This is a genomic window from Paenibacillus oleatilyticus (assembly GCF_018998565.1).
GTDB classification, from domain to species: domain Bacteria; phylum Bacillota; class Bacilli; order Paenibacillales; family NBRC-103111; genus Paenibacillus_G; species Paenibacillus_G oleatilyticus.
This window is the reverse complement of the sequence record NZ_JAHNZO010000028.1, coordinates 63,515-84,363: the sequence shown is the minus strand read 5'-3', so window position 1 is coordinate 84,363 and position 20,849 is coordinate 63,515. Positions and strand designations below refer to the sequence as shown.

Below are 20,849 nucleotides of genomic sequence, written 5' to 3'. Positions count from 1 at the left end.
CTACTCGCTCCCGTTGCTAATTTCCGCAGAAATGCTGCGGACCAAATCGTTTTTTAAAGCGACCCGGGCTTGACGCACCGCATTTTTAAAAGCTACGCCGTTGGACGAGCCGTGGCTTTTGAGCACCAGACCGTTAATGCCCAGCAAAGGCGCTGCGCCATGTTCGGTGTAATCCATTTTTTTGCGGAATTGGCCGAGGCCCTTCTTTACCGCCGCCGCCGCCAGCTTCGTGTACCACGTACGCATAAATTGCTCTTTTAAGACGGAGAAGATGACCGAGGCCGCCCCTTCCATCGATTTAAGCATAATATTCCCCGCAAAGCCGTCGCATACGATGACGTCGCAAGGCTTCCGGAGCACGTCGCGCGACTCGACGTTGCCTATGAAACGGATCGGCGCCTGCTCCAGCAGCGGAAATGCCGCCTTCGTCAGCTCGTTGCCTTTCATCGCTTCCGTACCCACGTTAAGGAGACCGACGCGCGGCTCGGCCACCCCGTGCACTTTACTTCGATACAAGCTGCCCATGATGGCGTACTGCACCAGATGCTCCGCCGTCGCGTCCATATTCGCTCCGAGGTCGAGCGCAAGAATGCCTTCCCCGTCCACCGTCGGCAGCATCGGCGCGAGCGCCGGGCGCTCGATTCCTTTGATTCGACCGACAACCAGAAGGCCCGTCGTCATCAACGCTCCCGTGTTGCCCGCCGATATCATGGCGCCTACTTCCTGCTCCTTCACCATACGGCCGGCGACGACCATCGAAGCGTCCTTTTTGCGCCGCACCGCCTTCACCGGCTCGTCATCCGCTTCGATCGTCTCGCTTGCGTGTCTCAATTCCAGATTCGCAAGCTTCTTGCCTTGAACGAGCGGCTCCAGCACGCTTGTATCTCCAACCAGCACAATCGTCGTATCCGGCCATTCTTCGGCCGCCGCAATCGCGCCATCCACCGCTGCCTGCGGCGCATGGTCTCCGCCCATCGCGTCAATCGCTATCCGCATGAAGCTCTCCTCCTTCATGCCGATCTTTGCTTGCATGATAAATAATGAAATTCCCTTGGAATACCACTTCGTCTCCGACGTATGTAAAAACCTCGACCTTCGCCTTGCCTTTGGAGATCGAACGGACATAAGCCTTGGCAATGCACTTCTCCTGCAGTTTAACCGGCCGTACGAAGCGGATGTCCGCAGCGGCGGTCAGCGCCACCTTATCGTTGATCAGCGCGACGGCCAAGGAATTGGCCTGAGAAAATATATGATGACCCCGGGCGATCTTCGTCCGGGAAAACACATGCTCTTCTCGAATTTCGAACATGGAAATGCCGCTCTTGTCGAGCTGCAGATCAATGACATCCCCGATGACTTCATGCAGCGGAAGCGAACGCACCTGATCGTACGATTGCTCCGCCATCAGCTTCATCCGCTCTCGCAGCTCGGGAATGCCAAGCTCGAGCCGGTCCAGACGAATCGTCTGGATGCTGACTTGAAACAGCTTCGTCAACTCTTCATCCGTTATAAACGGGTTTTCTTCGATCGCTTTGGCCAACTGCTGCTGGCGCTGTCGTTTCGGAAGGCGTTCGATAACGAGCACCACCTTTTTTTAGCTTAACTAGGGAGGTCCCCACCTGATGCATAGGACATGGCACTATCTCTTATGACCAAGTCACAAAGCAAAGTATACTGGATTCTGCATAAAAAGGGAAGCGCAAGCAGACAAAAAAAATAGCACTACACCTAACGGTGGAGTACTATCTCTTTTGTCTGCAGAAAGATTATTGGCTAATAATCTCTCTTTTCTTGTATTGACCGCAAACTTTGCAAACTCGGTGAGCCAATTTCAATTCACCGCAATTGTCACACTTTACCATGCCCGGTACTTCCAATTTAAAATGAGTACGACGCTTGTCGCGGCGCGTTTTGGATGTTCTCCTTTGAGGTACTGCCATATTTCCCACCTCCTTCAACGAATTCAGCCTGCGTTCCTGGTTACGATCGGTCTTTAAAAAAATCCGCAAGTCCGGCCAAACGCGGGTCCACCTTCTCCGTCTTGCATTCGCAAGCCTTCTCGTTCCGGTTCGTTCCGCACACGGGACACAGTCCTTGACAATTTTCACTGCACAGCGGGATGAACGGCAGCGCCATCAGGACGCTTTCCGCCAAATAGGGCTTCAGCTCAAACCGGTCCTCGGAGACATACAGCACGTCTTCCTCGTCCTGGTCCTCATCCTCCGACTCTTCCAGCTCTTGCTCTTCGCCCTTCACAAACGTCTCATGAAACGGAATCGTCAAATGCTGTCCGACCGGGGACAAGCAGCGCGAGCACGATTGCTCCACGTCGATGTCCAGTTCGCCCGTGACTTCGGCCGTGCCGGCCTTGTCCCGAGCTTCCAAACGCACCTGCAGCGGGCCATACCCGAGCAGACTTCCGGACTTCGGCAGAATGTCTGTCATATCTTCCGTGCCTTCGATCCGGATCGTGCCTTTGGATGCCAAATCTTTCAAATGTATAAACATGAGTATCACCCCAAACAAACAAAGATTATTATATCGACTTCGGTTCCGTTTTGTCAACATTTTCAGTTCATGCTATGTTCATGCTATAGTGATTAAACAAAATCGTTCATGGCAAAAGAAGCCTGAACCGCTGATCGGGAGGAATCATTACGCATGTCAACCGTCGGTCTCGTCGTCGAATACAATCCGCTGCATAACGGTCACTACTATCATTTCCAACAATCGAAAAAGGTAACGGGAGCGGACAGCGCGATTTGCATCATGAGCGGGAACTTTCTTCAGCGCGGCGAACCGGCGGTCGTGAACAAGTGGGCACGGGCCGAGATGGCGCTCCGCATGGGAGCCGACCTTGTGCTGGAGCTGCCGGTCGCCTACAGCGCCCAGCCGGCGGAATGGTTCGCCTTCGGCGCCGTCTCCGCGCTCGACGCTACCGGGCTCGTCGACAGCCTCTGCTTTGGCAGCGAAAGCGGCGACATCGGCTGGCTTGAAGCGGCAGCCGATGTCTTGCAGGACGAGCCCGCTCCGCTGCGGGAGCTGCTGCAGCAGGAGCTGAAAGCCGGCGTCCCGTATCCGGCCGCCTACAGCCGCGCCGTAGCGCAGCTCGTGCCGGGCGCGGACGAAAGCGAGCTCGCCAAGCCGAACAATACGCTCGGGCTGCATTATCTGATTGCCCTGCGGCGGCTTCGCAGCGGCATCCGGCCGCAAACAATTGCAAGGACGAAAGCCGAATACAATCAGACCGACATTACGGACGGTCGGATTGCAAGCGCTACCGCTCTGCGGAAGCTGCTCTTTGAGGAACGTACTTTGCACGCCCTCCGCCCTTATGCGCCCGCGGCGACACTGGATATTTTGGAGCGGGAATGGCAGGCCGGACGCGCGCCGGTCGATTGGGAGCGCTTTGCGAAGCCCCTGATGCTGCAGCTCATGAATCATACCCCGGGGCAGCTAGCGACATTCCATGAGGTAACGGAAGGGCTGGAGCACCGCATCCGGCAAGCGCTGACCGAGACGGCAGCTCCTGGAGAGGGCTGCGTCGCTTCACTGCTGGACCGGCTCAAAACGAAGCGCTATACGCGGACCAAGCTGCAGCGCACCTTGCTGCGCATTTTGCTGAATCATACCAAGGATGAGCTCTCTGCCGAAACGCTCGGCCAAGGCGTGCCGTACCTTCGCGTGCTTGGCTTTCGTCCGAAAGGAAGGGAGCTGCTCCGACGAATGAAAACAACGGCGAAGGTGCCCGTTGTCACCAAAGTAACGGACACGCTTTCGCCGCTGCTTGCGATGGATATTCGCGCTACATCTGTCTATGCGCTCGGATATGAAACGCCTGCTCCCCGCGATTGGTTCGCGGATTACTACGAACCGCCGGTCGTTGTGACGGATTAATCCCTAACTTCCCGTTTTCGCCGGCAGCTTCGCCAAATAGTCCAATGCCTCGCCCATCGTGGCCACCGGAACGACGGTCATCTTGGTCCCCAGTTCAGCAGCGCGCTTCTTCGCGTCCGAATAATTGGGGATCGTCTGCCCGTTCGGGGCCTTATAGTCTGCGGGGCTGAAAAAGATTTCGGCGCCCGCCCGGTCGGCCGCTACGATTTTATGCTGAATGCCCCCGATAACACCGACATGTCCGTCCGGATCGATCTCTCCGGTTCCCGCCACCTTGTAGCCTTTCGTAATATCGCCGGCCGTCAGCCGGTTGTAAATTTCCAGCGAAAACATCAGTCCCGCCGACGGCCCGCCAATGTCTCCCGCTTGAATGGTTACCTGCTGCTCCTCCGACTCGGCCTTCACACTGTGCAATTCCGCCAATACGACTCCAAGCCCGACCCGCGAAGCTTCTGCCGGTTGTGCGCTTGGATCGGCAGGCAGCGCGGACAAAGCGATATCCTTCGTCTGGATCACACCTTTGCGCTTGTAGCTGATCGAGACGCTGTCTCCCGCTTTTTTGCCTGTGACGCCGCCCCGCACCTCATCCATCGTTTGGATCGGTTTGTCGCCGATTTTCACGATGGTATCGCCGGCCTGAAGCACGTCATGCGCCGGAACATCCGGATACACCTGCTGGATGACGACGCCGTCCTTGCTGATATGGTAAGGAATTTTCAGCCGGTTATACGCCGCCTGAATCGCATCCGCCTGCGAGGTGAGCATAACGACTTCCTGACGCTGCGAATATTCCGCCTCGGTCTCGTTGTTGCGAAGCAGATCCCGCTTCAGCCGCAGCTCTTCGTAGGGCCGGACGTAGGACATCAAATAGCCGAAAACGGTTGCGTCCGCCACCTGCACCGTAGTCAGCATAAACTTGCCTTTTTCTTCCGAAGCCTGCTTGACGTGAACCATTGGATGAATGTCCTCGGCCGTCCCCGGCTTAAAAATATAGAGCGGCAAAGGCATAAAATAAACAATGTACAAAAGTGCTATCGCTATAAAAACGGAAAAAACGACGCGTGACGCGCGTTTCATGTGTCTTGCCTCTCCCATTGGCAGCTTTCCCCCCCAGCCGTTCGCAAATGTTATTCTCTATAGGTAACGTACGCCTGTCAGGTCTATTCCATGCGGACAAAGCGTAAACATGTACCACTAACCCAAGCTGGAGTGATGATTCGGATGCATCGGTTACAGGTTCTCTTCTCCCCGCGCTTTATGACGCTGCTGCTGGGCGCCGCGGCGCTTGCTCTTGTCGTCAGCATCATCGCATTTCCCGACGAAGCGTTTCGCTCGTCGCTCCAGGGGCTGCAGCTCTGGTGGAAGCTTGTGTTCCCGGCCTTGCTGCCCTTCCTGATCGTCACCGAGCTGCTGCGCGGCATGGGCGTGCTGCACGGACTTGGCGTGCTGCTTGAGCCGCTGCTGCGCCTTTTATTCAGGCTCCCGGGAGTCGCCGGATGGATTGTGGCGCTCGGCTTCACTGCCGGCATCCCGGCCGGTGCCGCAGCCGTGGGCCAGCTTCGTAAGGACGGCACGCTGACCCGCGACGAAGGAGAACGGCTGCTCTCGGTCTCTCACCTGCTGAACCCGGTTTTCCTCGTAAGCGTGGTCGGAGTCGGCTTCCTGCAAAGCGCGACCGCCGGACTTGCGCTGGCGGTCATCCATTATGCCTCCACATTGCTCCTGGCTCTGCTCCACCGTTTTCGCAGCGCCTCTGTACCTCACCCACTGCCGAAAACGAAAGCACGGGACAAGGAAAGCTCAGGGTGGCTCAGCCGGAGCTTCGACGCATTTCAAGAGGCCCGGACGCGCGACGGCCGGACGTTCGGGAAGCTGCTGGGAGATTCGGTGACGTCAAGCATTCAGCAGCTTTTTCTAATCGGCGGATGCATGATGATGTTCTCCGTGCTGCTTCACGCCGTTTCGCTTTCGGGGCTTGTCTCCGCTGCCGCTTCCCTCGCCTCCGCATTTGGCCTTAACCGCGACAGCGCTCTGACGCTTGCCCAGGCGCTGCTGGCCGGCTTCTTCGAACCGCATCTCGGAGCGTACGCCTTATCGCAATATACAGAAGCCGCTTCGTCGGCCTTGCCGTATGCGCTGCTCAGTCTGCTGCTCTCGTGGGGAGGCTTGTCCACGCACGCCCAAGTCAAAAGCTTGACTGCGGCTTCCGACTTGCGCTATCTGCGCTTTCTGCGCTCCCGGCTTGAGCATGGCGGGATTGCTTTTGTGCTCACCTGCTTAGCTTGGAAACCGCTCACCGATTCGCTGGGCGGAGAGAAGCCCGTGCTTGCGCACTATGCCGCGGTTCACATCGGTTGGTCCTTCGAGCGCGACAGTCTGTGGCCCTTGATCAGCCCGATGATGCTGCAGTTCGGCACGATGCTGCTTGTCCTGCTATTGCTTTCGGTATTTGCCGCTTTTCTCTTCCACCGCCGCCGTCATCCGCGGTAAGCCTTCCTTCCGAACTACAAGCTTCCGCTGCCGTATTTGCCGCGCAGCGCCTGCTCCACTTCCGGCGGAACCAGATCGACCACGGGTCCATGGAAACGGGCGATTTCTTTCACAATGCTCGAGCTCAGATATGAATATTTCGGCGTCGACGTCATAAAGAACGTCTCGATGTCTTCGCATAGCTTGCGGTTGGTGGAAGCCAGTTGCAGCTCGTATTCGAAATCGGAAACCGCCCGCAGTCCTCGAACGATGAGGTGCGCGTTTTTTTGCTTCATATAATTAATGAGCAGATCCCGGAAGCTGTCGATCTCGACGTTCGGCAAGTCTCTGGTCACCTGCTTCAGCAGCTCCGTCCGCTCCTCCACCGAGAACAGCGGATTTTTGCTCGTATTATTGAGCACGGCGACGATCAGCATATCGAACACTTTAGCCGCGCGATGAATAATATCCAGATGCCCGTTCGTCACCGGATCAAAGCTGCCGGGATACACAGCCACCCGCATCCCGGGATGATCGCCAATCTCGATAATTGGATTCATTGGTACAGTCAACTCCCTCTAATGTCGAGTTTAAGTCTCTTTACCCTCGGAGCGGGTACGGTAAATCGTAATGGCAGTATCCCCATACTCAGCCCGCCTCAGCCACTCGAGCTCTCCGAAGTCCCCCTCATGGCGGTCTTCCGCGTCATGCTCGACCACGATCCGCGCTCCGTCGGCCAGCAATCCGCCCTGCTGCAGCTCCTCCAGCAGCTCTCCGATCACCTTCAGCTTGTACGGCGGGTCCAAAAACACCAGATCAAAACGCGCTTCCCGCTTGGAAAGCGCTTTGAGGGCGCGCATCGCATCATTGCGATACACTTCGGCCCGCTCCGTCAACCCGGTCGCCTGAAGATTGTGGCGAATCGTGTCGATGGCTTTTTTGTCAACGTCCGTGAGCACGGCACGGTCCATCCCCCGGCTCAACGCTTCGATACTCAGCCCACCGGTGCCGGCAAACAAATCCAGCACTTGTCCGCCGTCGAAATAAGGGCCGATCATGCTGAATACCGCTTCTTTCACTTTGTCCGTCGTGGGCCGGGTCCCCATGCCCGGTACCGCCTTCAGCGGCCGCCCTTTGGCACTTCCCGATATGACTCTCATGCTGTATAGCCTTCTTTCCGCCAAACTTAATATTGATATCGTATCACAAACGGAATCTTTTGCACAAAAAATCCAAAAAAATTTTCCCAGTGGATGTATATCTTTCTGCAAAAAGGATCATCCTTATATCATCGACATCCGAAAATGTCGTAGACAACCGCGGAGAAGACTTACGTTCCCCATAAGCTCTTCGTCCGGTTTCTCCTCTCCCATGAAAGGGGCTCGTCGTGAGACGGGCCCCGATTTTATTTTTGATTCCCTTTATTAATAAGGGTTTGTTCAATATCTGGCCGCTTTCTTCAGGAAGCGAGATAAGATAATAAAAATAGGACGTCGCAAAACTGCTGCAATAACAGCAATCTGCATCGTCCCGATAAGGCGTTTTACTTCTTTTCTGTCCCAGAGTTGAAGTTACCTCAAGTTCAATAATTCCAGCAGGACGCAGTCGTCCTTCTTCCACATTACGATAGACGGGTTCTGCCTTCCGGATCTCAACCAGTGGGATGTATACCCTCTCTGATCATATCTCCGGGTAATAAAGCCACCCTCTATACTACCAACCCAGCCACCATATTGTGGCTCATAGCGTTGTTTATATTTTTTCAAAATACCACTACACTTACCATACCAGAATGCAAGTTCCTCCGGAACATCGTTTTCGTTCTTGTATACATCTTCTACGGTGTAAACATATTTTTTTTCATATAAATCTCCCTTCTAAAAATAATGTATAGACAATTTAAAATATAAGATGAACACTGTACCAGCCTGTATTGGCAGCGGCATGATATTTATGATCCATTTGTTTTGGAGACAATGAATGAACTGACCGTAATATCATCCGTATACACGAAAGAACGATCGTACTGAAAACCATTTTAGATATTGCAAATAGATACATTTCGTATCAAAGACAACGGAGCACCCCTTTTACCAGGCGTATCATTTCATTTCAATGTGCGTAAGTAACCTGAGCCGCTACATTCGTCCCAAGCTGTATGATAACATTGCATAGTAAGATAATACCAATTTGATTTCGGCGCAGTCAGCTCTCCTCCGGCCTCGTCCTCCCTACGGACACTGAAAGAAGCAACTTGTTCTACTTGACCCTTATCATTGAGATATGAAAGTATAATTTCCGTGTATGAATGATCAAAGGGTTCTTCCGTTCTATCATCCTTGTAATGGTATGAAATTACTTTCCCTTCGGGAACCCTCCCGCGTATTCGGATTTGAAATCGTTAAGCTGCATACGTTATATCGGAAACGGACGGCGCCTTGCCCGTGTTCCTGCGTTCCGAGAATGTTTAATGTAAATTATGGATTTATAGTTTAATATTACCTTTCAATATTTATAAGTAAATATGCCTCTGGGAGCAGGCTTATAGTTTCAAACCAACCGTCGGAAAAATTTTAAAATAATAAGGCTGACGGAACGAGGCATCTTGCATAAATTACTCATTATTTTGAAAATACAGGGTAAATATAAACTCTTTGGATGCCGATATTATATTGCTGGTATTTATTCTACGAGGAGGTACATCATGTTATTAATTATTGCTTTGTTATTAATAATTGCCGGCATTATGTATTTTTATCTTTCTTTCAGAAAATCTTACAATATTAAAGTAGTTAAAGGATTGCAGCAACCCGGAGAAACAGACCAACAATACGAACAGCGACTAAGGAAAAAACTTAAGAGGCATGGCATAATCCTATTCTTCTTGGGAGTTTTTTGTCTGGTCATGGACATCATTTTCAAAGTTTTAGATCTAACTTGAACAACCATCAGCTATCTTACTCAGAGCTATGGTTTATCAAACAAATTGTTTTTAAATCAAAACTCCCAAACAATTCAGGTCGGGAGTTTCGTTAATTATTTTTTCGCGGTTTTCTTCTCAATCGTTTTAAATCCCTTCGTATCGTTCCACATCTTCTCGAATTCATCTGAAAATGTTTTTGCTGCCCCTTCTTCCCGGATCACGACCAGGACTTCATCGTTCGTTGTACTTGCTGCCTTGGAATAGTTATACGAGCCGGTGGTTACGACCTTCTTATCTGCAATCGTCACCTTCAGGTGCATCAGGCCGCTGTGGCTGTTGATCTTCATCGGAATCCCCGCGCTGCCAAGAATCTTCAATGCCTCTCCCTGCGCTTTCCCTTCGGATTGGGTCTTGTCCGTAATCACACGCACTGCTACGCCGCGTTTCTTAGCATCCCGGATCGCTGCTACAATGTCCGGATGCGTGATGCTGTGGATCGCAACATCCAGTGTCTCCTTGGCCGAGCTAATGACATCGATCAGAACCTTTTCAGGATGCTGGTCCGCTTTCGTAAAAATAGACTCTACATTCATTGTTACTTGCTGTTTAGCTGCTTCTTTTGGTGTATCTTGCGATGTCGTAGCCGGCGCGGTATTCTGCTCAGGCGCTGCAGTTGCTTTTGGAGGTTCTGCTTGCGTACAGCCTGCATTCACGATCATTGTCACCAGGGCGAGGAGTCCGAGATACTTCTTCATGGCCTGTCTCCTTTACATTTTTTACACATCGTATCACGAACTCATCTATCTCCACAAATTCGACATTATGTAAAAAACTTCGCCTACTGGAAACAAATCGAAATCTATATAAAAAGCTCAAGAAACCTCGTATTGTCGAGTTTCCTGAGCTTTTTTCTTTTGTACCTTTTATCAAAGACTTAACAAATTCTTTTTCATCAAATGTGCGGCACCTTCGGCATCATGTGCTTCCAGAGCGCGGATAATTTCCCGGTGTTCCTGGGCAGCGGCTTGTGATTCTCCAAGCGGCCGTTTTAGAAAAATGTACTTATATCTTCGAATATGCATTTGTAAGGAAGAACTGAAAGAAACGATATACGGATTGTCCGAAATATCAACAATCATGTTATGAAGCTTCTCGTCGTACTCGACCGCCTGATATAAGCATGATCCTGGCCTCCTCTTTCTCCGTTATTATGGTCTACGCGAATGACCTGCTGCCAGGAAAAGTTGGTCTGGTTTCCGGAATTTTCTTCGGGCTGGCTTTTGGCTTAGGGGGAATTGGCTCGGCCATCTTGGGCAATCTTGCCGATTCGACCAGCATTGACTTCGTCATTTATTGCTGCGCCTATCTTCCATTGATCGGATTGTTAACGATCTTTCTTCCTTCCGATAAAAAAATGCGGGCATCGATTCGGGAGGCCGGCAAGTCATCGATCGCTTAGCGGATCGTTTATACACGAAAGCCCAAGGATCAATGCCTTGGGCTCTCCACATTCATGATATCCAAATAAGGAACTTTCAGCGTATCGCCGTCACGCTCTATATGTACCAGCCGGGTTCGCGGGTCCATGTTGGTGATTCGTCCCCGCACCTGCTCGTCCATTCCCCATACGGTCAAATAAATCTCGGCTCCCTCTTCATGAACCTCGAACAACCGATTCCCCAGCTCCTCCAATTCAAATTCGTCTCTTGCCGGGCGTTGCGCAGCGTATTTCTTGCTTAACGTCGGTAAGCCTATCAAGATTTCCCTCTCCTCTTCGAATTCATCTTCAATCCACCGCTGTGTACTGCGGTACCCTTTGCTCCAAGCCTTGGATGACCCGAAGCTCATCCCTGCGAACTTCTACATAACCGTCCTTGACGAGGCAAAATACAATTTTTCGCAGTTGCTCCACCGTACGCCCGGATAACCACGAAATCCTTTTGACATCAGGCCTTACCCAAGCGGTTTTGTATAAATTCCACAGAATTCGAAGCACTTTCTTTTCAACATCTGTCATCAACGAATGCCACCCCGTTCACGTCTGCGAGCTCAATTAGCTGCCATTAGTTCTTCATTTTTCTTCTATGATCCGATTTCGCCAGTCTGCCGGAATTAACTCATGAGACCCTCGATGACACGGAAACCTGCTTCACCGCTAAAATATTTTCGATCCGAATCACCCGCAGCGCTTGCCGTTGATGACAAAATGCTTTGACGATACCATTCTCAACCATCAAGACCTCAATTCTCCGCTGCTTGGTCTTATTGTCGATATCCAAATAAATAACTTCAATAATATGGCCAATGTATCTTTCCATTACGTTCGCCTCCAAATAAGAACATTTGTTTGTATTATATACGAACAAAATGCGAACACGCAATAGTCCATTTGGTTTATACTGGATAATACAGCATAATGATGCACATCGGAGAGGAGATAATGAGGTTGCGAAAACGAAGCGTGGATAGTAGGAAATGGGTCCCGATTCGGCGCAACGGTCTCGGGCGGGGACCGTCTTCCGCTTTGTCGGTCTCTTCCTTCTTTCGGTCAGTTTTTTGCGCTTCGGCCATCGTTTCCCCGATTTTCCCGTCCAAGCCGGCAATTTGGGCTTTTAAAGCCGTTTCTTGCTCCAATTTCGGCTTAAATACCGACTGCTCGGCGGTGCAAGAAGTCGGCTCGGACAATGTCCTTCATGGAAGAATCGGATGAACGGCCCGGTTTCGGGTCTCGGGATTCCGCGCTTGGCGAAACACCGTTTTTACGGTTTTGGGCTTGCTCCATTCGAATCTGCGCGATTTGGGCTTCAATCGTTTACTGTTCCGTTGTCAAGGACTTCAATCGTTCCGCTTTTATTTTGCTATCCAGCTCTTGACTTGCCTTTACTTTGGCCTGTTCTTCTTCAATTCGGCCTTTTTGCTTTAGCAAAGCTTGAATTCGCTATCGATGCGTCATTTTAACACCTCCTATATAAGTTATCCAATAATCTCCTTATTTACATTTACCGGTGCGGAACTTCTTTTTGTTAACGATGTTTCGTTAAATTGAAAAAGGATAGCCCGTCAGAGGTTAACTCTGACGGGCTATCCTTTTTAAGAAAATCTTGTCCGATTATTTCAGCAACCACAACGAAGCTGCGTTGGAGGGCTCCCAGCCGACCAGCGAGGTGTGGGCCTGACGGCACTCGTACGTTTTGCCGTTGTACGTAACAAGCGTGCCTACCGTATACGCCACATTCGGCGCCCATGCGGAAACCGCCGGACCGGAAGCCGTCTTGGCATTTACAGCATTGCTGTCGGCCGATACGTTGCCGGCGGCGTCAATTGCGCGAACCGTAAACGTATAGGACGTATCGGGCGTCAGCCCAGTAACCGTATACTCGAGCGTCGTCCCCGAAACCGTAGTTACTAAAGTGGTTCCATTATATACCCGGTAGCCCGTTACCCCGACATTATCCGTCGATGCGCTCCACATCAGATGAACGCTGGAGGAAGTCGGAGTACCCATCACATGCAAGCCGGTCGGAGCCGTAGGCGCCTCATTGTCTACAGGTACGGCCGGAGTCGTAACCGTGACGGCGTTGCTTGCGCCGGAAACGTTGCCTGCGGCATCCTCGGCACGAACCGTAAACGTATAGGACGTATTCGAGGTCAGCCCCGTGACGTTGTAATTTAAAGTCGAGCTGGAGACGGCGGCAATCTGCGTCGAGCCGTTATAAATTTTGTAGCCGGACACTCCGACGTTATCGCTCGATGCGTTCCATGCCAGCGATACGCTCGTGGCTGTAAGGTTGGAAGCACTTAAACCTGTCGGTGCGGTAGGAGGCTGATTATCCGAAGGATCTCCTCCGAAGTTCACGTCGATAACATTATAGAAGGCATTGGCCGTGTCGGCAATTTCCCAGACCGCCAGAATGACTTGATATCCAGTCCGGCTTGGAACGTTGCACGTATCGGAATACGTCTTAGGAGGCATCTTTCCGCCGTAATTTACCGAGCAGAACGGCGTGAGGTCGAACGATGCCCGGCTGAGCGGGGCGTTCTGATCCCAGTTTTGCTTCGTCATGTAATACTTCCAGCTGGATGTCGCATGAGGGACTTTAAGAACCCATGAAAACGTTTTCGTTCCTGCCGTCGGCGGGCCCGGCCTGCGGAAACCCTTTCAGTCCTTCCAGGCTGTACGGTTCGTAAATAATCTCCCCGCAGTTCTTGTTTTGCCCCAGACTGCATAAATAGCCGCGGCTGCCGGGCGATTCGACATAACCATGGGCGAAAGCCCGGTCCGAGAACAGCAGCATGACTACGGCCATCAGCAGCATCATGCCGCTGGCAACGAGCAGTTTGGATAGAGAATGGCGGGGTAAACGAAGCTGTATCATATATGTTACCTCCTTATTTTTGGGGTCGGTAAGGACACTATGATCAGGCATTACCCTTTCAATCGTTCGCAATTATCCGTTCGATTCAAACCTCCTCTCCACCTAAATTATAGCTATGATCCCGTGTGTGGAAGCTCTTAAACTCATAACTAGTCTATATACGGATGCCATCCATGTTCGGTCTTGCTGTCGGTAGAATTGAAAGGTGTCCGATTACTTCAACAACCACAACGATGCTGCGTTGGACGGCTCCCAGCCCACCAGCGAGGTGTGGGCCTGACGGCACTCGTACGTTTTGCCGTTGTACGTAACAAGCGTGCCTACCGTATACGCCACATTCGGCGCCCATGCGGAAACCGCCGGACCGGAAGCCGTCTTGGCATTTACAGCATTGCTGTCGGCCGATACGTTGCCGGCGGCGTCAATTGCGCGAACCGTAAACGTATAGGACGTATCGGGCGTCAGCCCAGTAACCGTATACTCGAGCGTCGTCCCCGAAACCGTAGTTACTAAAGTGGTTCCATTATATACCCGGTAGCCCGTTACCCCGACATTATCCGTCGATGCGCTCCACATCAGATGAACGCTGGAGGAAGTCGGAGTACCCATCACATGCAAGCCGGTCGGAGCCGTAGGCGCCTCATTGTCTACAGGTACGGCCGGAGTCGTAACCGTGACGGCGTTGCTTGCGCCGGAAACGTTGCCTGCGGCATCCTCGGCACGAACCGTAAACGTATAGGACGTATTCGAGGTCAGCCCCGTGACGTTGTAATTTAAAGTCGAGCCGGAGACGGCGGCAATCTGCGTCGAGCCGTTATAAATTTTGTAGCCGGAAACTCCGACGTTATCGCTCGATGCGTTCCATGCCAGCGATACGCTCGTGGCTGTAAGGTTGGAAGCGCTTAAACCCGTCGGTGCGCTAGGAGGCTGAGTATCCGAAGAACCTCCTCCGAAGTCCACGTCGATGACATTATAGAACGCATTGGCCGTGTCGGCAATTTCCCAGACTGCCAGAATGACTTGATAGCCAGTCCGGCTCGGGACGTTGCACGTATCGGAATAAGTGTTCGGAGGCTGCTTTCCGCCGTAGTTTACCGAGCAGAACGGCGTGAGATCGAACGAAGCCCGGCTAAGCGGGGCGTTCTGATCCCAGTTTTGCTTCGTCATGTAATACTTCCAGGTGGATGTCGCATGAGCAGCAGTCAACTTCCATGTAAACGTTTTCGTACCTGCCGTCATCGGGACCTTGGCCCAACGTGTAGCCGATTGCTGGTCAAGTTCCGGAAAAGCTCCGCCTGCACTGGCGATTTTGCCGTCGGCCGGTCCGGCTTGCGGAAACCCTTTCGGAGCTTCCAAGCTTTGTGGCTCATAAACAATGGCTCCGCAGTTCTTATTTTGCCCCAGCTTGCACAAATAGGCGCGGCTGCCCGGCGATTCCACATAACCATGGGCAAAAGCCCGATCCGAGAACAGCAGCATGATAACGGCCATCAGCAGCATCATGCCGCTGGCAACGAGCAATTTGGATAGGGAATGATGGGGTAAACGAAGCTGTATCATATATGTTACCTCCTTATTTTTGGGGTCGGTAAGGACACTACGATTAGACATTACCCATTCAATCGTTCGCAATCGTCAGCTCGATCAAACCTCCTCTCCACCTGAAATATAGCTGTGATCCCGTGTGTGGAAGCTCTTGTAAGTATTGCATATCCTCCTTTCTATCCCATGTTTTTATATAAACTCGTAAAGAGTCTATATATGCCTATATTCCGCGAATGTCATCCAGGTTCGATCTTGGTGCCGGTAGAATTGAAAGAGTCAAGTAGAGGAACGGACACTTTGCGCACGTCTCCCATGTCCGGTAGCTTTCGAAATATTATGGCGCGATGCGGGGAACTTGATGTAAGCGATTGCGTTAAAATGATCGACTATGTAATCCGCTCATAGTACTTGGAATTATATGAATAGTAAATATATAGTAATAATAATATATTACTTAAAAAATTACAATATAGTTCACGATTTAGCACGAAATTACTTTTCTCCACAAATTCAACAACATCGAACGACAGACTCAAGTCCTATTTGCCTAATAAACGAAGAGCGCTATCCAGCCCTTTACGCAAAGGGAGCTCTCTTGCGCAGTTGCAATCAAAGACAGAGCTTGGTAGATTTAGTTTAAGCCAAAATACGCAGCCGGGAGCGAATGACGATGAGTTTTACTTTAGACCGAATCGAGAATAAAATTGAATTTTTCGAAGCCTACGATTTGAAAACGCTCGAAGCCAAAATCGATGCGCAAATCGAGAATAACAAAGCGCTGCTGCTGGATGTTTTCTCGATCAGCCATCAAGTAGTGTTCGATCCGAATGCCGGGAAAATGCTGTACAGCGCCGTCGTTCATTTTAAAGTGAAAAAATAACGAATCCCGCCAAGACAAAAGCTTTATGCCCACAAAAAACCATCGGCCCCTCCGGCCGATGGCTAGAATTTAAATAAACAATCCGATGCCCGCCATGACCAGTCTGTACCAACCGACCATCGACAGCCACAGCGGGACGCTCAGCAGTACCCCGAACATGACTCCTATCGAAAATCTTCCTTCCATACGCCGCACCTCCATCATTGTCCCCTTGCGCCCAAGAGCTTCTGTGATGATAAGGCAAGCATAGCAAAGTTATGTTTGGAATCTTTTAGGTCCTTGTTAGATTTCAATGAGCTTTTTGAACTAGGTCGAAACAAACCTACAACTTTTTACCCATTTTTATCTGCAAGCAAACCACTTCTTGCAAAAAAAGACCCGTGCGCAGCGCACGAGTCTTGATCTATTTTTCGTACAGCTCCAAGGGCAGCCGGTCCGGATCGAAAAAGAACGTGAATCGTTTTCCCGTAGTCTCATCGACACGAATCGGCTCCACGGCGATTTCTTCGGCTTCCAAAGCCTTGACGGCCGCTTCGATATCGTCAACCTCGAAGGCCAGGTGCCTCAGACCTCTTGCTTCCGGATAGCTTGGCCGCTCCGGCGCATTCGGGAACGAGAACAGTTCGATCTGGTGGCTGTCGCCAACCCGCAGATCGAGCTTATACGACTGGCGCTCCGCCCGGTACGTTTCCCGGATGACCGTCAGTCCGAGCACGCGGACGTAAAAATGCTTCGACTTCTCATAGTCCGAGCAAATGACCGCGGCATGGTGAATGTTGTTCAGCTTTAGCATGACGTTGAGCACAGCCTCCTTCGGAACCAATCTTTATGTAGTCCGATCAATAGCTGATTAACGAAGCCAGCAAAAGACCCGACGCCAGACTCAAACAAAACGAGAAAATGCCAACGGACACATTGCCCTTCGGAATTTCGGCCAGCACTTTAAACGGAGTCAGCAGTTCGAACAAGTAGAACACGATAATCTGGAATGCGATCCCGATGAGTCCCCAGATGATTAAATCGACTAGACCGACCGAATGATATACGGCGGACGCGAGAACGAGCACTTGACCGACAATTTTGCCCCCAAGATCGTAAGCCGCAGCTTTGGCGGCAGCCGCTTTGGCGGGATCGGACAAATCGCCGCCCTCCCGGATGAGCGCGAATTCATTGTACGGCGTCGTCAGGTTGAAAAATAAAATGCCGAGCCCTACAAGCGGGACGGTCACGCCCAAATACATCAAAAAGTTAAGAATATTTCCGAACTGATCCAACGAACTCCAACTCCCCAAGTAAATGTTGTTATGTAAGGCTGTTCTTATTGCAGGCCTAGCCTATGACCGACGAAGGCAAATAATAGGACAAATTGTTCGTGATGCTCCCGCCGACGCGCGCAATGACGGCAGAGCTTCGGCCGTCGATCAGAAAGCAGCCCCAGAGCAGCCGGCCGTCATACGGGCCGTTTAACGTTTCCACCCGGATGCGGGGCAGCTCGGCATATTGCTGGTAGACCATCGGCTGATCCCCGTATTCGTCCTCCCCGCTCGCCTCCGCAATATCTCCGCTTCCCGCATAGATCGTGACCCCGCTGCCTTCGCGCCCCAGAATCGGCTTCGCCACATAAGGCATGCCTTCGGGGAAGCACGGCTCCATAAACGTCGGCAGCATGTAGGCTTCGATCGTCTCATGCTCCTCTTCCGTGTAAAACTCCCCCGCTTGATGCAAATTCCAGATCAGCGCCTGGAACGCCTTCGTCTGAGCGGCGAACCCCGAGGGCGGATTAATGATCGCCAGCTTGCGCTCCGCGATTAATTCCAGCACATGCTCGCCGGTCGGATAGCCGTCCGTATCCCGGTCTTCAGCCAGCTTCTCGATTGCATGCAGCCGGTACAACACATCGATCGGACATCCCGCCGCTTCTTCGTCATCGGCATTGGGCTGCGCCCATATCCGGTCTCCCTCTACGCGGAGGTCGGACAGCGCTGCAAATTCCGCGCCGGCAATCCCGGATTGCTTCAGGAGATAGCGAGTCGTTCCGGCATCCTCCTCATGCCAATCCAGCGAGCTGAAGACGACATGCTCGGACGCATAGCCCGCTTCGCGGTAGAGGTCTAGCATCCGCTTAAACCCTTCGCTGAAAGCCCCGCTGCAGCCTTCGTTTGGATCCTCTTCGCCATAGGCTGCGCACACCCGGCCGTTCGCATGAAAGGCTTCGACGATCCCCGTTGGCGTATCGCTGTTAAACTCAAGCATCTTGAGTCCCTGCGGCGTCAAAGCAAAATCGAACCGCCCGATCAGCGTCGGAATGTCTTCATCGAACCGGAGACGAATGGCGCCGAACGATGCGGGAGGCAGTCCCAATTCAGCCAAAAGCGCCGGTTCGCCCTGCTGGATGATCCGTACGGTCTTGGCATAGATGCGTCCTAACGCTTCGGCGGCTTTGCGCATTTCTTCCAGCTGTGTGCGCTCCAACCGGTACAAGCCGGCGAGCGCGTATTCCTGGTCGTATAAGCAGTCCCATGTAAATATCCCCTCTTGCCGCAGCGGCCCGTAGATCGCTTCCCGGCGTTCCGCATAAGAAGCGTCCGGCCGCAGCGTCTTTGCCATGCTCATGCCCGCACGCCTCCTCTCTGATCTTGCTTTTTGTCGTCGTCGGACCGCCCATGGCAGCTCTGGCGCTAGGAGCTTGAGCTGCCGCTGCCGCCGATGCCGCCTTTGCTGATCCCGGAAGAGCTGCCCGAAGATCCTTTATAGGAGCTGCCGCTCGACCCCGAGCCGCCATAGTAACGTCCTCCGGAGGACGAACCGCCGCTGCCGTCGTCACAGTAACCGTCCCCGTTACGGTCGGTACATTTCGAATCGGAGCAGCCCGCCGTACCGCCGAGCACCAGTGTCGACGCCACGAACAGCGCTACCAGTTTGCGTGTCCTGCTGCTTTTTTGCTGTTCCATTTTTCGTCACTCCTGTTTTCCCGGTTTGAATTGTGGCTACACCGGCACGGCGTAATATACATACGTCTCCCGGTCTTCGTCGATCTCGGCGGAAGTACGCTGCCATTCCCGGCCCTCCGCATACAAATAAGTCGCCTGAAGGTTCAACATCGCCTCCAGCGTATCGGGAAATGTAAACGTATGCACCAGCCGGTAATCCGCCGTCCATTCACGGTATTCCCTTAGCTCCATGCGAACGCCGCGGGGACCTTCCGGCTTGCTCCATAGCATCGTCCGCTCGTCAAGCGCTTCCTGCACATAAACGACATAACATTCCGGCTCCACAGCGCACGAGGTTTTCTCGTACACCTTGCCGTCCTTAATAAAATAGTCGCACGCAAAACGCAAAGCGACCTCGTCCCGGCCGATCCGGTCATAATAATACAGCAGCGGGAACGTCTCGCTGCCCTCGGCATACAAACGGTATTCCAATCGTGTCATCATGCTTCAGCACTCCTTTTCTCTCTCTCGGAAACGGGCCCTTCTCACGGAGATTCACCAAACATATACGCACAACGGCGGAAAAGGATTCGCCGTCCGCCCTTGCGGTTTGTTCACCGGCCCGGAAGCTGCATCCAACATCGATTATAGGTTTCTGACACGGTACGTCAAGCAAAATTTATCTCGGGTTCGGTGAAGCAACAAAAAAAAGAGGCCTGTGCCTCTTTAGAGTGTTGAGAAAGTGGTAAATTGAAGCCGCTTATCAGCGGATCCTTTTAAACGCCAAGAAAAAAAGCAGGATCATCCCGAGATAGCCAAACAGAGGATAAAGATAAGAAAGCAGCGGAGTATAACCGATCTGGCTGATCAGAAAGCTTCCGAGCAGAATCGCTAACACCAGCCAGTGGGTCGGGAGAACGAACAAGCTTTGAATTTGACGCGCGATCCCAAATACGTTGCCGATGATCGTCGTAAAAATTTCCCCGTAGATGACCAGCAAGAACAAAATATGAACCGCTCCGCCCAGATCCCGAATAATTTCGGCCATCGGAATATCGAACGCTGCAATTTCCGGCATCTTGTAATTCATGGCCCAGTGGCTGATGAGCAGCATGAATCCAAGAGCTGCGCCACCCCAAAAGCCGCCCCATTTCAAGGCGCTTTCGTCCTGTACCTCGCTGCCGAGAGGCACCATCACCGCTTGGACAAAGGCAAAATTCAATGCCGCGTAGGCAAACGGGCTAATCAGCCACGTTAGATCGGACCATGGCAAGGTTCGCCAACCGATGCTTGGAGCCGTCCCGCTGTCCCCGAGCACCTGCAAGGCAATGAGCAGCATGAAAACAAGCATTAGAGGCACTACCACCGAGTTTACCGCCAAAATTCCCTGCATGTCTCGGGTCATGACCAGATAACAAAGGACGATGCTGATCACAATGCCCCACTGATACGGCAGACCAAGCTGTTCCTCAAAAATGGAGCCGGCGCCCGACAGCATCACCGAAGTCATCCCGAATAAAATCGCGAACGTCGCAGCATTGGCGACCTTCCCGAACACGCTGCCGAAAAGATAGGTGTTAAGCTCTTGATAAGAAAACGCCTGAATTCTGTGCGCCAAAACCATCATCTTGGTTCCAATCCACATAAAAAGAAACGTACTGATCAAGATGCCTACGGTTCCCCATGTCCCGTAAACCGTAAAAAACTGCATAATCGACTGTCCGGAAGCAAATCCGGCTCCCACCACTGTCCCAGCGTATGTGGCTGCAATTTGCAAGATCGAGACCGATTTTTTAACCATAAATCCTCCGGGGGTACCGCATAAAGTA

At 52.2% G+C, this 20,849-nt stretch carries 24 protein-coding genes and 1 pseudogene; 5 read left to right on the top strand and 20 right to left on the bottom strand.

Translation table 11 applies throughout. The features are described from left to right. From plsX to KQX66_RS28215, 4 genes are all read right to left on the bottom strand, one after another. Window positions 1-996 carry a phosphate acyltransferase PlsX gene (gene plsX, locus KQX66_RS28230; protein ID WP_216796192.1) on the bottom strand — a complete coding sequence of 332 codons (996 nt, stop codon included), beginning with the start codon at window positions 994-996 and terminating at the stop codon, window positions 1-3. Then, on the bottom strand, window positions 980-1,588 hold the full coding sequence (fapR, locus tag KQX66_RS28225) for a transcription factor FapR (RefSeq protein ID WP_010501116.1): 609 nt from the start codon (window positions 1,586-1,588) through the stop codon (window positions 980-982). The genes plsX and fapR overlap by 17 nt, the downstream gene beginning before the upstream one ends. Window positions 1,589-1,766: 178 nt before the next feature. Further along, entirely contained in the window at window positions 1,767-1,940 is a 174-nt protein-coding gene (gene rpmF, locus KQX66_RS28220; RefSeq protein WP_010501119.1) for a 50S ribosomal protein L32, read from the bottom strand. Window positions 1,941-1,980: 40 nt separating this feature from the next. Next, on the bottom strand, window positions 1,981-2,508 hold the full coding sequence (locus KQX66_RS28215) for a YceD family protein (protein WP_054974199.1): 528 nt from the start codon (window positions 2,506-2,508) through the stop codon (window positions 1,981-1,983). A 153-nt stretch (window positions 2,509-2,661) separates the two neighbouring features. Between KQX66_RS28215 and KQX66_RS28210 the strand changes: the two genes are divergently transcribed. Beyond that, on the top strand, window positions 2,662-3,897 hold the full coding sequence (locus KQX66_RS28210; RefSeq protein ID WP_216796191.1) for a nucleotidyltransferase: 1,236 nt from the start codon (window positions 2,662-2,664) through the stop codon (window positions 3,895-3,897). Between the two features lie 3 nt (window positions 3,898-3,900). Here the strand turns inward: KQX66_RS28210 and KQX66_RS28205 are convergent, their stop codons facing one another. Next, a complete protein-coding gene (locus KQX66_RS28205; RefSeq protein ID WP_253957488.1) occupies window positions 3,901-4,974 on the bottom strand; it encodes a SepM family pheromone-processing serine protease in 1,074 nt (357 codons plus the stop codon). 144 nt (window positions 4,975-5,118) lie between these two features. On the opposite strand from KQX66_RS28205, the gene KQX66_RS28200 reads away from it, so the two are divergent. Next, on the top strand, window positions 5,119-6,387 hold the full coding sequence (locus KQX66_RS28200; RefSeq protein WP_216796189.1) for a nucleoside recognition domain-containing protein: 1,269 nt from the start codon (window positions 5,119-5,121) through the stop codon (window positions 6,385-6,387). Window positions 6,388-6,401: 14 nt separating this feature from the next. On the opposite strand, the gene coaD is transcribed toward KQX66_RS28200, so the two are convergent. Both coaD and rsmD read right to left on the bottom strand, forming a co-directional pair. Beyond that, window positions 6,402-6,926, bottom strand: a complete 525-nt coding sequence (coaD, locus tag KQX66_RS28195; RefSeq protein WP_216796188.1) for a pantetheine-phosphate adenylyltransferase — start codon at window positions 6,924-6,926, stop codon at window positions 6,402-6,404. Between the two features lie 30 nt (window positions 6,927-6,956). Further along, complete coding sequence (rsmD, locus tag KQX66_RS28190; RefSeq protein WP_216796187.1) at window positions 6,957-7,526, bottom strand: 16S rRNA (guanine(966)-N(2))-methyltransferase RsmD; 570 nt, start codon at window positions 7,524-7,526, stop codon at window positions 6,957-6,959. 1,544 nt (window positions 7,527-9,070) lie between these two features. On the opposite strand from rsmD, the gene KQX66_RS28185 reads away from it, so the two are divergent. After that, window positions 9,071-9,307 carry a hypothetical protein gene (locus KQX66_RS28185; RefSeq protein ID WP_216796186.1) on the top strand — a complete coding sequence of 79 codons (237 nt, stop codon included), beginning with the start codon at window positions 9,071-9,073 and terminating at the stop codon, window positions 9,305-9,307. A 95-nt stretch (window positions 9,308-9,402) separates the two neighbouring features. Here the strand turns inward: KQX66_RS28185 and KQX66_RS28180 are convergent, their stop codons facing one another. Beyond that, window positions 9,403-10,044, bottom strand: coding sequence for a phospholipase D-like domain-containing protein (locus tag KQX66_RS28180; protein ID WP_216796185.1), 642 nt, complete (start codon window positions 10,042-10,044; stop codon window positions 9,403-9,405). 171 nt (window positions 10,045-10,215) lie between these two features. Continuing rightward, on the bottom strand, window positions 10,216-10,428 hold the full coding sequence (locus tag KQX66_RS28175) for an FCD domain-containing protein (protein ID WP_253957487.1): 213 nt from the start codon (window positions 10,426-10,428) through the stop codon (window positions 10,216-10,218). Window positions 10,429-10,469: 41 nt separating this feature from the next. Here KQX66_RS28175 and KQX66_RS28170 point away from each other — a divergent pair, with 41 nt between their 5' ends. Continuing rightward, a complete protein-coding gene (locus KQX66_RS28170; RefSeq protein ID WP_216796184.1) occupies window positions 10,470-10,748 on the top strand; it encodes a hypothetical protein in 279 nt (92 codons plus the stop codon). Between the two features lie 29 nt (window positions 10,749-10,777). On the opposite strand, the gene KQX66_RS28165 is transcribed toward KQX66_RS28170, so the two are convergent. The 5 genes and pseudogenes from KQX66_RS28165 to KQX66_RS28145 all read right to left on the bottom strand — a co-directional run bounded on the left by KQX66_RS28165 (window position 10,778) and on the right by KQX66_RS28145 (window position 15,225). Next, window positions 10,778-11,047 (bottom strand): YolD-like family protein, encoded by a 270-nt coding sequence (locus KQX66_RS28165; protein ID WP_216796183.1) that lies wholly within the window; start codon window positions 11,045-11,047, stop codon window positions 10,778-10,780. 28 nt (window positions 11,048-11,075) lie between these two features. Beyond that, window positions 11,076-11,306 (bottom strand): hypothetical protein, encoded by a 231-nt coding sequence (locus KQX66_RS28160; protein WP_216796182.1) that lies wholly within the window; start codon window positions 11,304-11,306, stop codon window positions 11,076-11,078. A gap of 100 nt (window positions 11,307-11,406) precedes the next feature. Continuing rightward, window positions 11,407-11,607: a hypothetical protein gene (locus KQX66_RS28155; RefSeq protein ID WP_216796181.1), complete on the bottom strand. Its 201-nt coding sequence runs from the start codon at window positions 11,605-11,607 to the stop codon at window positions 11,407-11,409. Between the two features lie 791 nt (window positions 11,608-12,398). After that, window positions 12,399-13,665: pseudogene (locus KQX66_RS28150) on the bottom strand (lytic polysaccharide monooxygenase). A 213-nt stretch (window positions 13,666-13,878) separates the two neighbouring features. Next, complete coding sequence (locus tag KQX66_RS28145) at window positions 13,879-15,225, bottom strand: lytic polysaccharide monooxygenase (RefSeq protein ID WP_216796180.1); 1,347 nt, start codon at window positions 15,223-15,225, stop codon at window positions 13,879-13,881. A gap of 655 nt (window positions 15,226-15,880) precedes the next feature. On the opposite strand from KQX66_RS28145, the gene KQX66_RS28140 reads away from it, so the two are divergent. Then, window positions 15,881-16,090: a YrzA family protein gene (locus KQX66_RS28140; protein ID WP_063177809.1), complete on the top strand. Its 210-nt coding sequence runs from the start codon at window positions 15,881-15,883 to the stop codon at window positions 16,088-16,090. Window positions 16,091-16,493: 403 nt separating this feature from the next. On the opposite strand, the gene gloA2 is transcribed toward KQX66_RS28140, so the two are convergent. The 6 genes from gloA2 to KQX66_RS28110 all read right to left on the bottom strand — a co-directional run bounded on the left by gloA2 (window position 16,494) and on the right by KQX66_RS28110 (window position 20,821). Then, window positions 16,494-16,883: an SMU1112c/YaeR family gloxylase I-like metalloprotein gene (gene gloA2, locus KQX66_RS28135; RefSeq protein ID WP_216796179.1), complete on the bottom strand. Its 390-nt coding sequence runs from the start codon at window positions 16,881-16,883 to the stop codon at window positions 16,494-16,496. 46 nt (window positions 16,884-16,929) lie between these two features. Then, window positions 16,930-17,364, bottom strand: coding sequence for a DUF350 domain-containing protein (locus KQX66_RS28130; protein ID WP_216796178.1), 435 nt, complete (start codon window positions 17,362-17,364; stop codon window positions 16,930-16,932). A 55-nt stretch (window positions 17,365-17,419) separates the two neighbouring features. Continuing rightward, on the bottom strand, window positions 17,420-18,703 hold the full coding sequence (locus KQX66_RS28125; protein WP_216796177.1) for a glutathionylspermidine synthase family protein: 1,284 nt from the start codon (window positions 18,701-18,703) through the stop codon (window positions 17,420-17,422). Between the two features lie 65 nt (window positions 18,704-18,768). Further along, window positions 18,769-19,041, bottom strand: coding sequence for a hypothetical protein (locus tag KQX66_RS28120; RefSeq protein WP_216796176.1), 273 nt, complete (start codon window positions 19,039-19,041; stop codon window positions 18,769-18,771). 36 nt (window positions 19,042-19,077) lie between these two features. Then, on the bottom strand, window positions 19,078-19,521 hold the full coding sequence (locus tag KQX66_RS28115) for a hypothetical protein (RefSeq protein WP_216796219.1): 444 nt from the start codon (window positions 19,519-19,521) through the stop codon (window positions 19,078-19,080). 262 nt (window positions 19,522-19,783) lie between these two features. Further along, on the bottom strand, window positions 19,784-20,821 hold the full coding sequence (locus tag KQX66_RS28110; protein ID WP_216796175.1) for a YkvI family membrane protein: 1,038 nt from the start codon (window positions 20,819-20,821) through the stop codon (window positions 19,784-19,786). Window positions 20,822-20,849 lie beyond the last annotated feature (28 nt).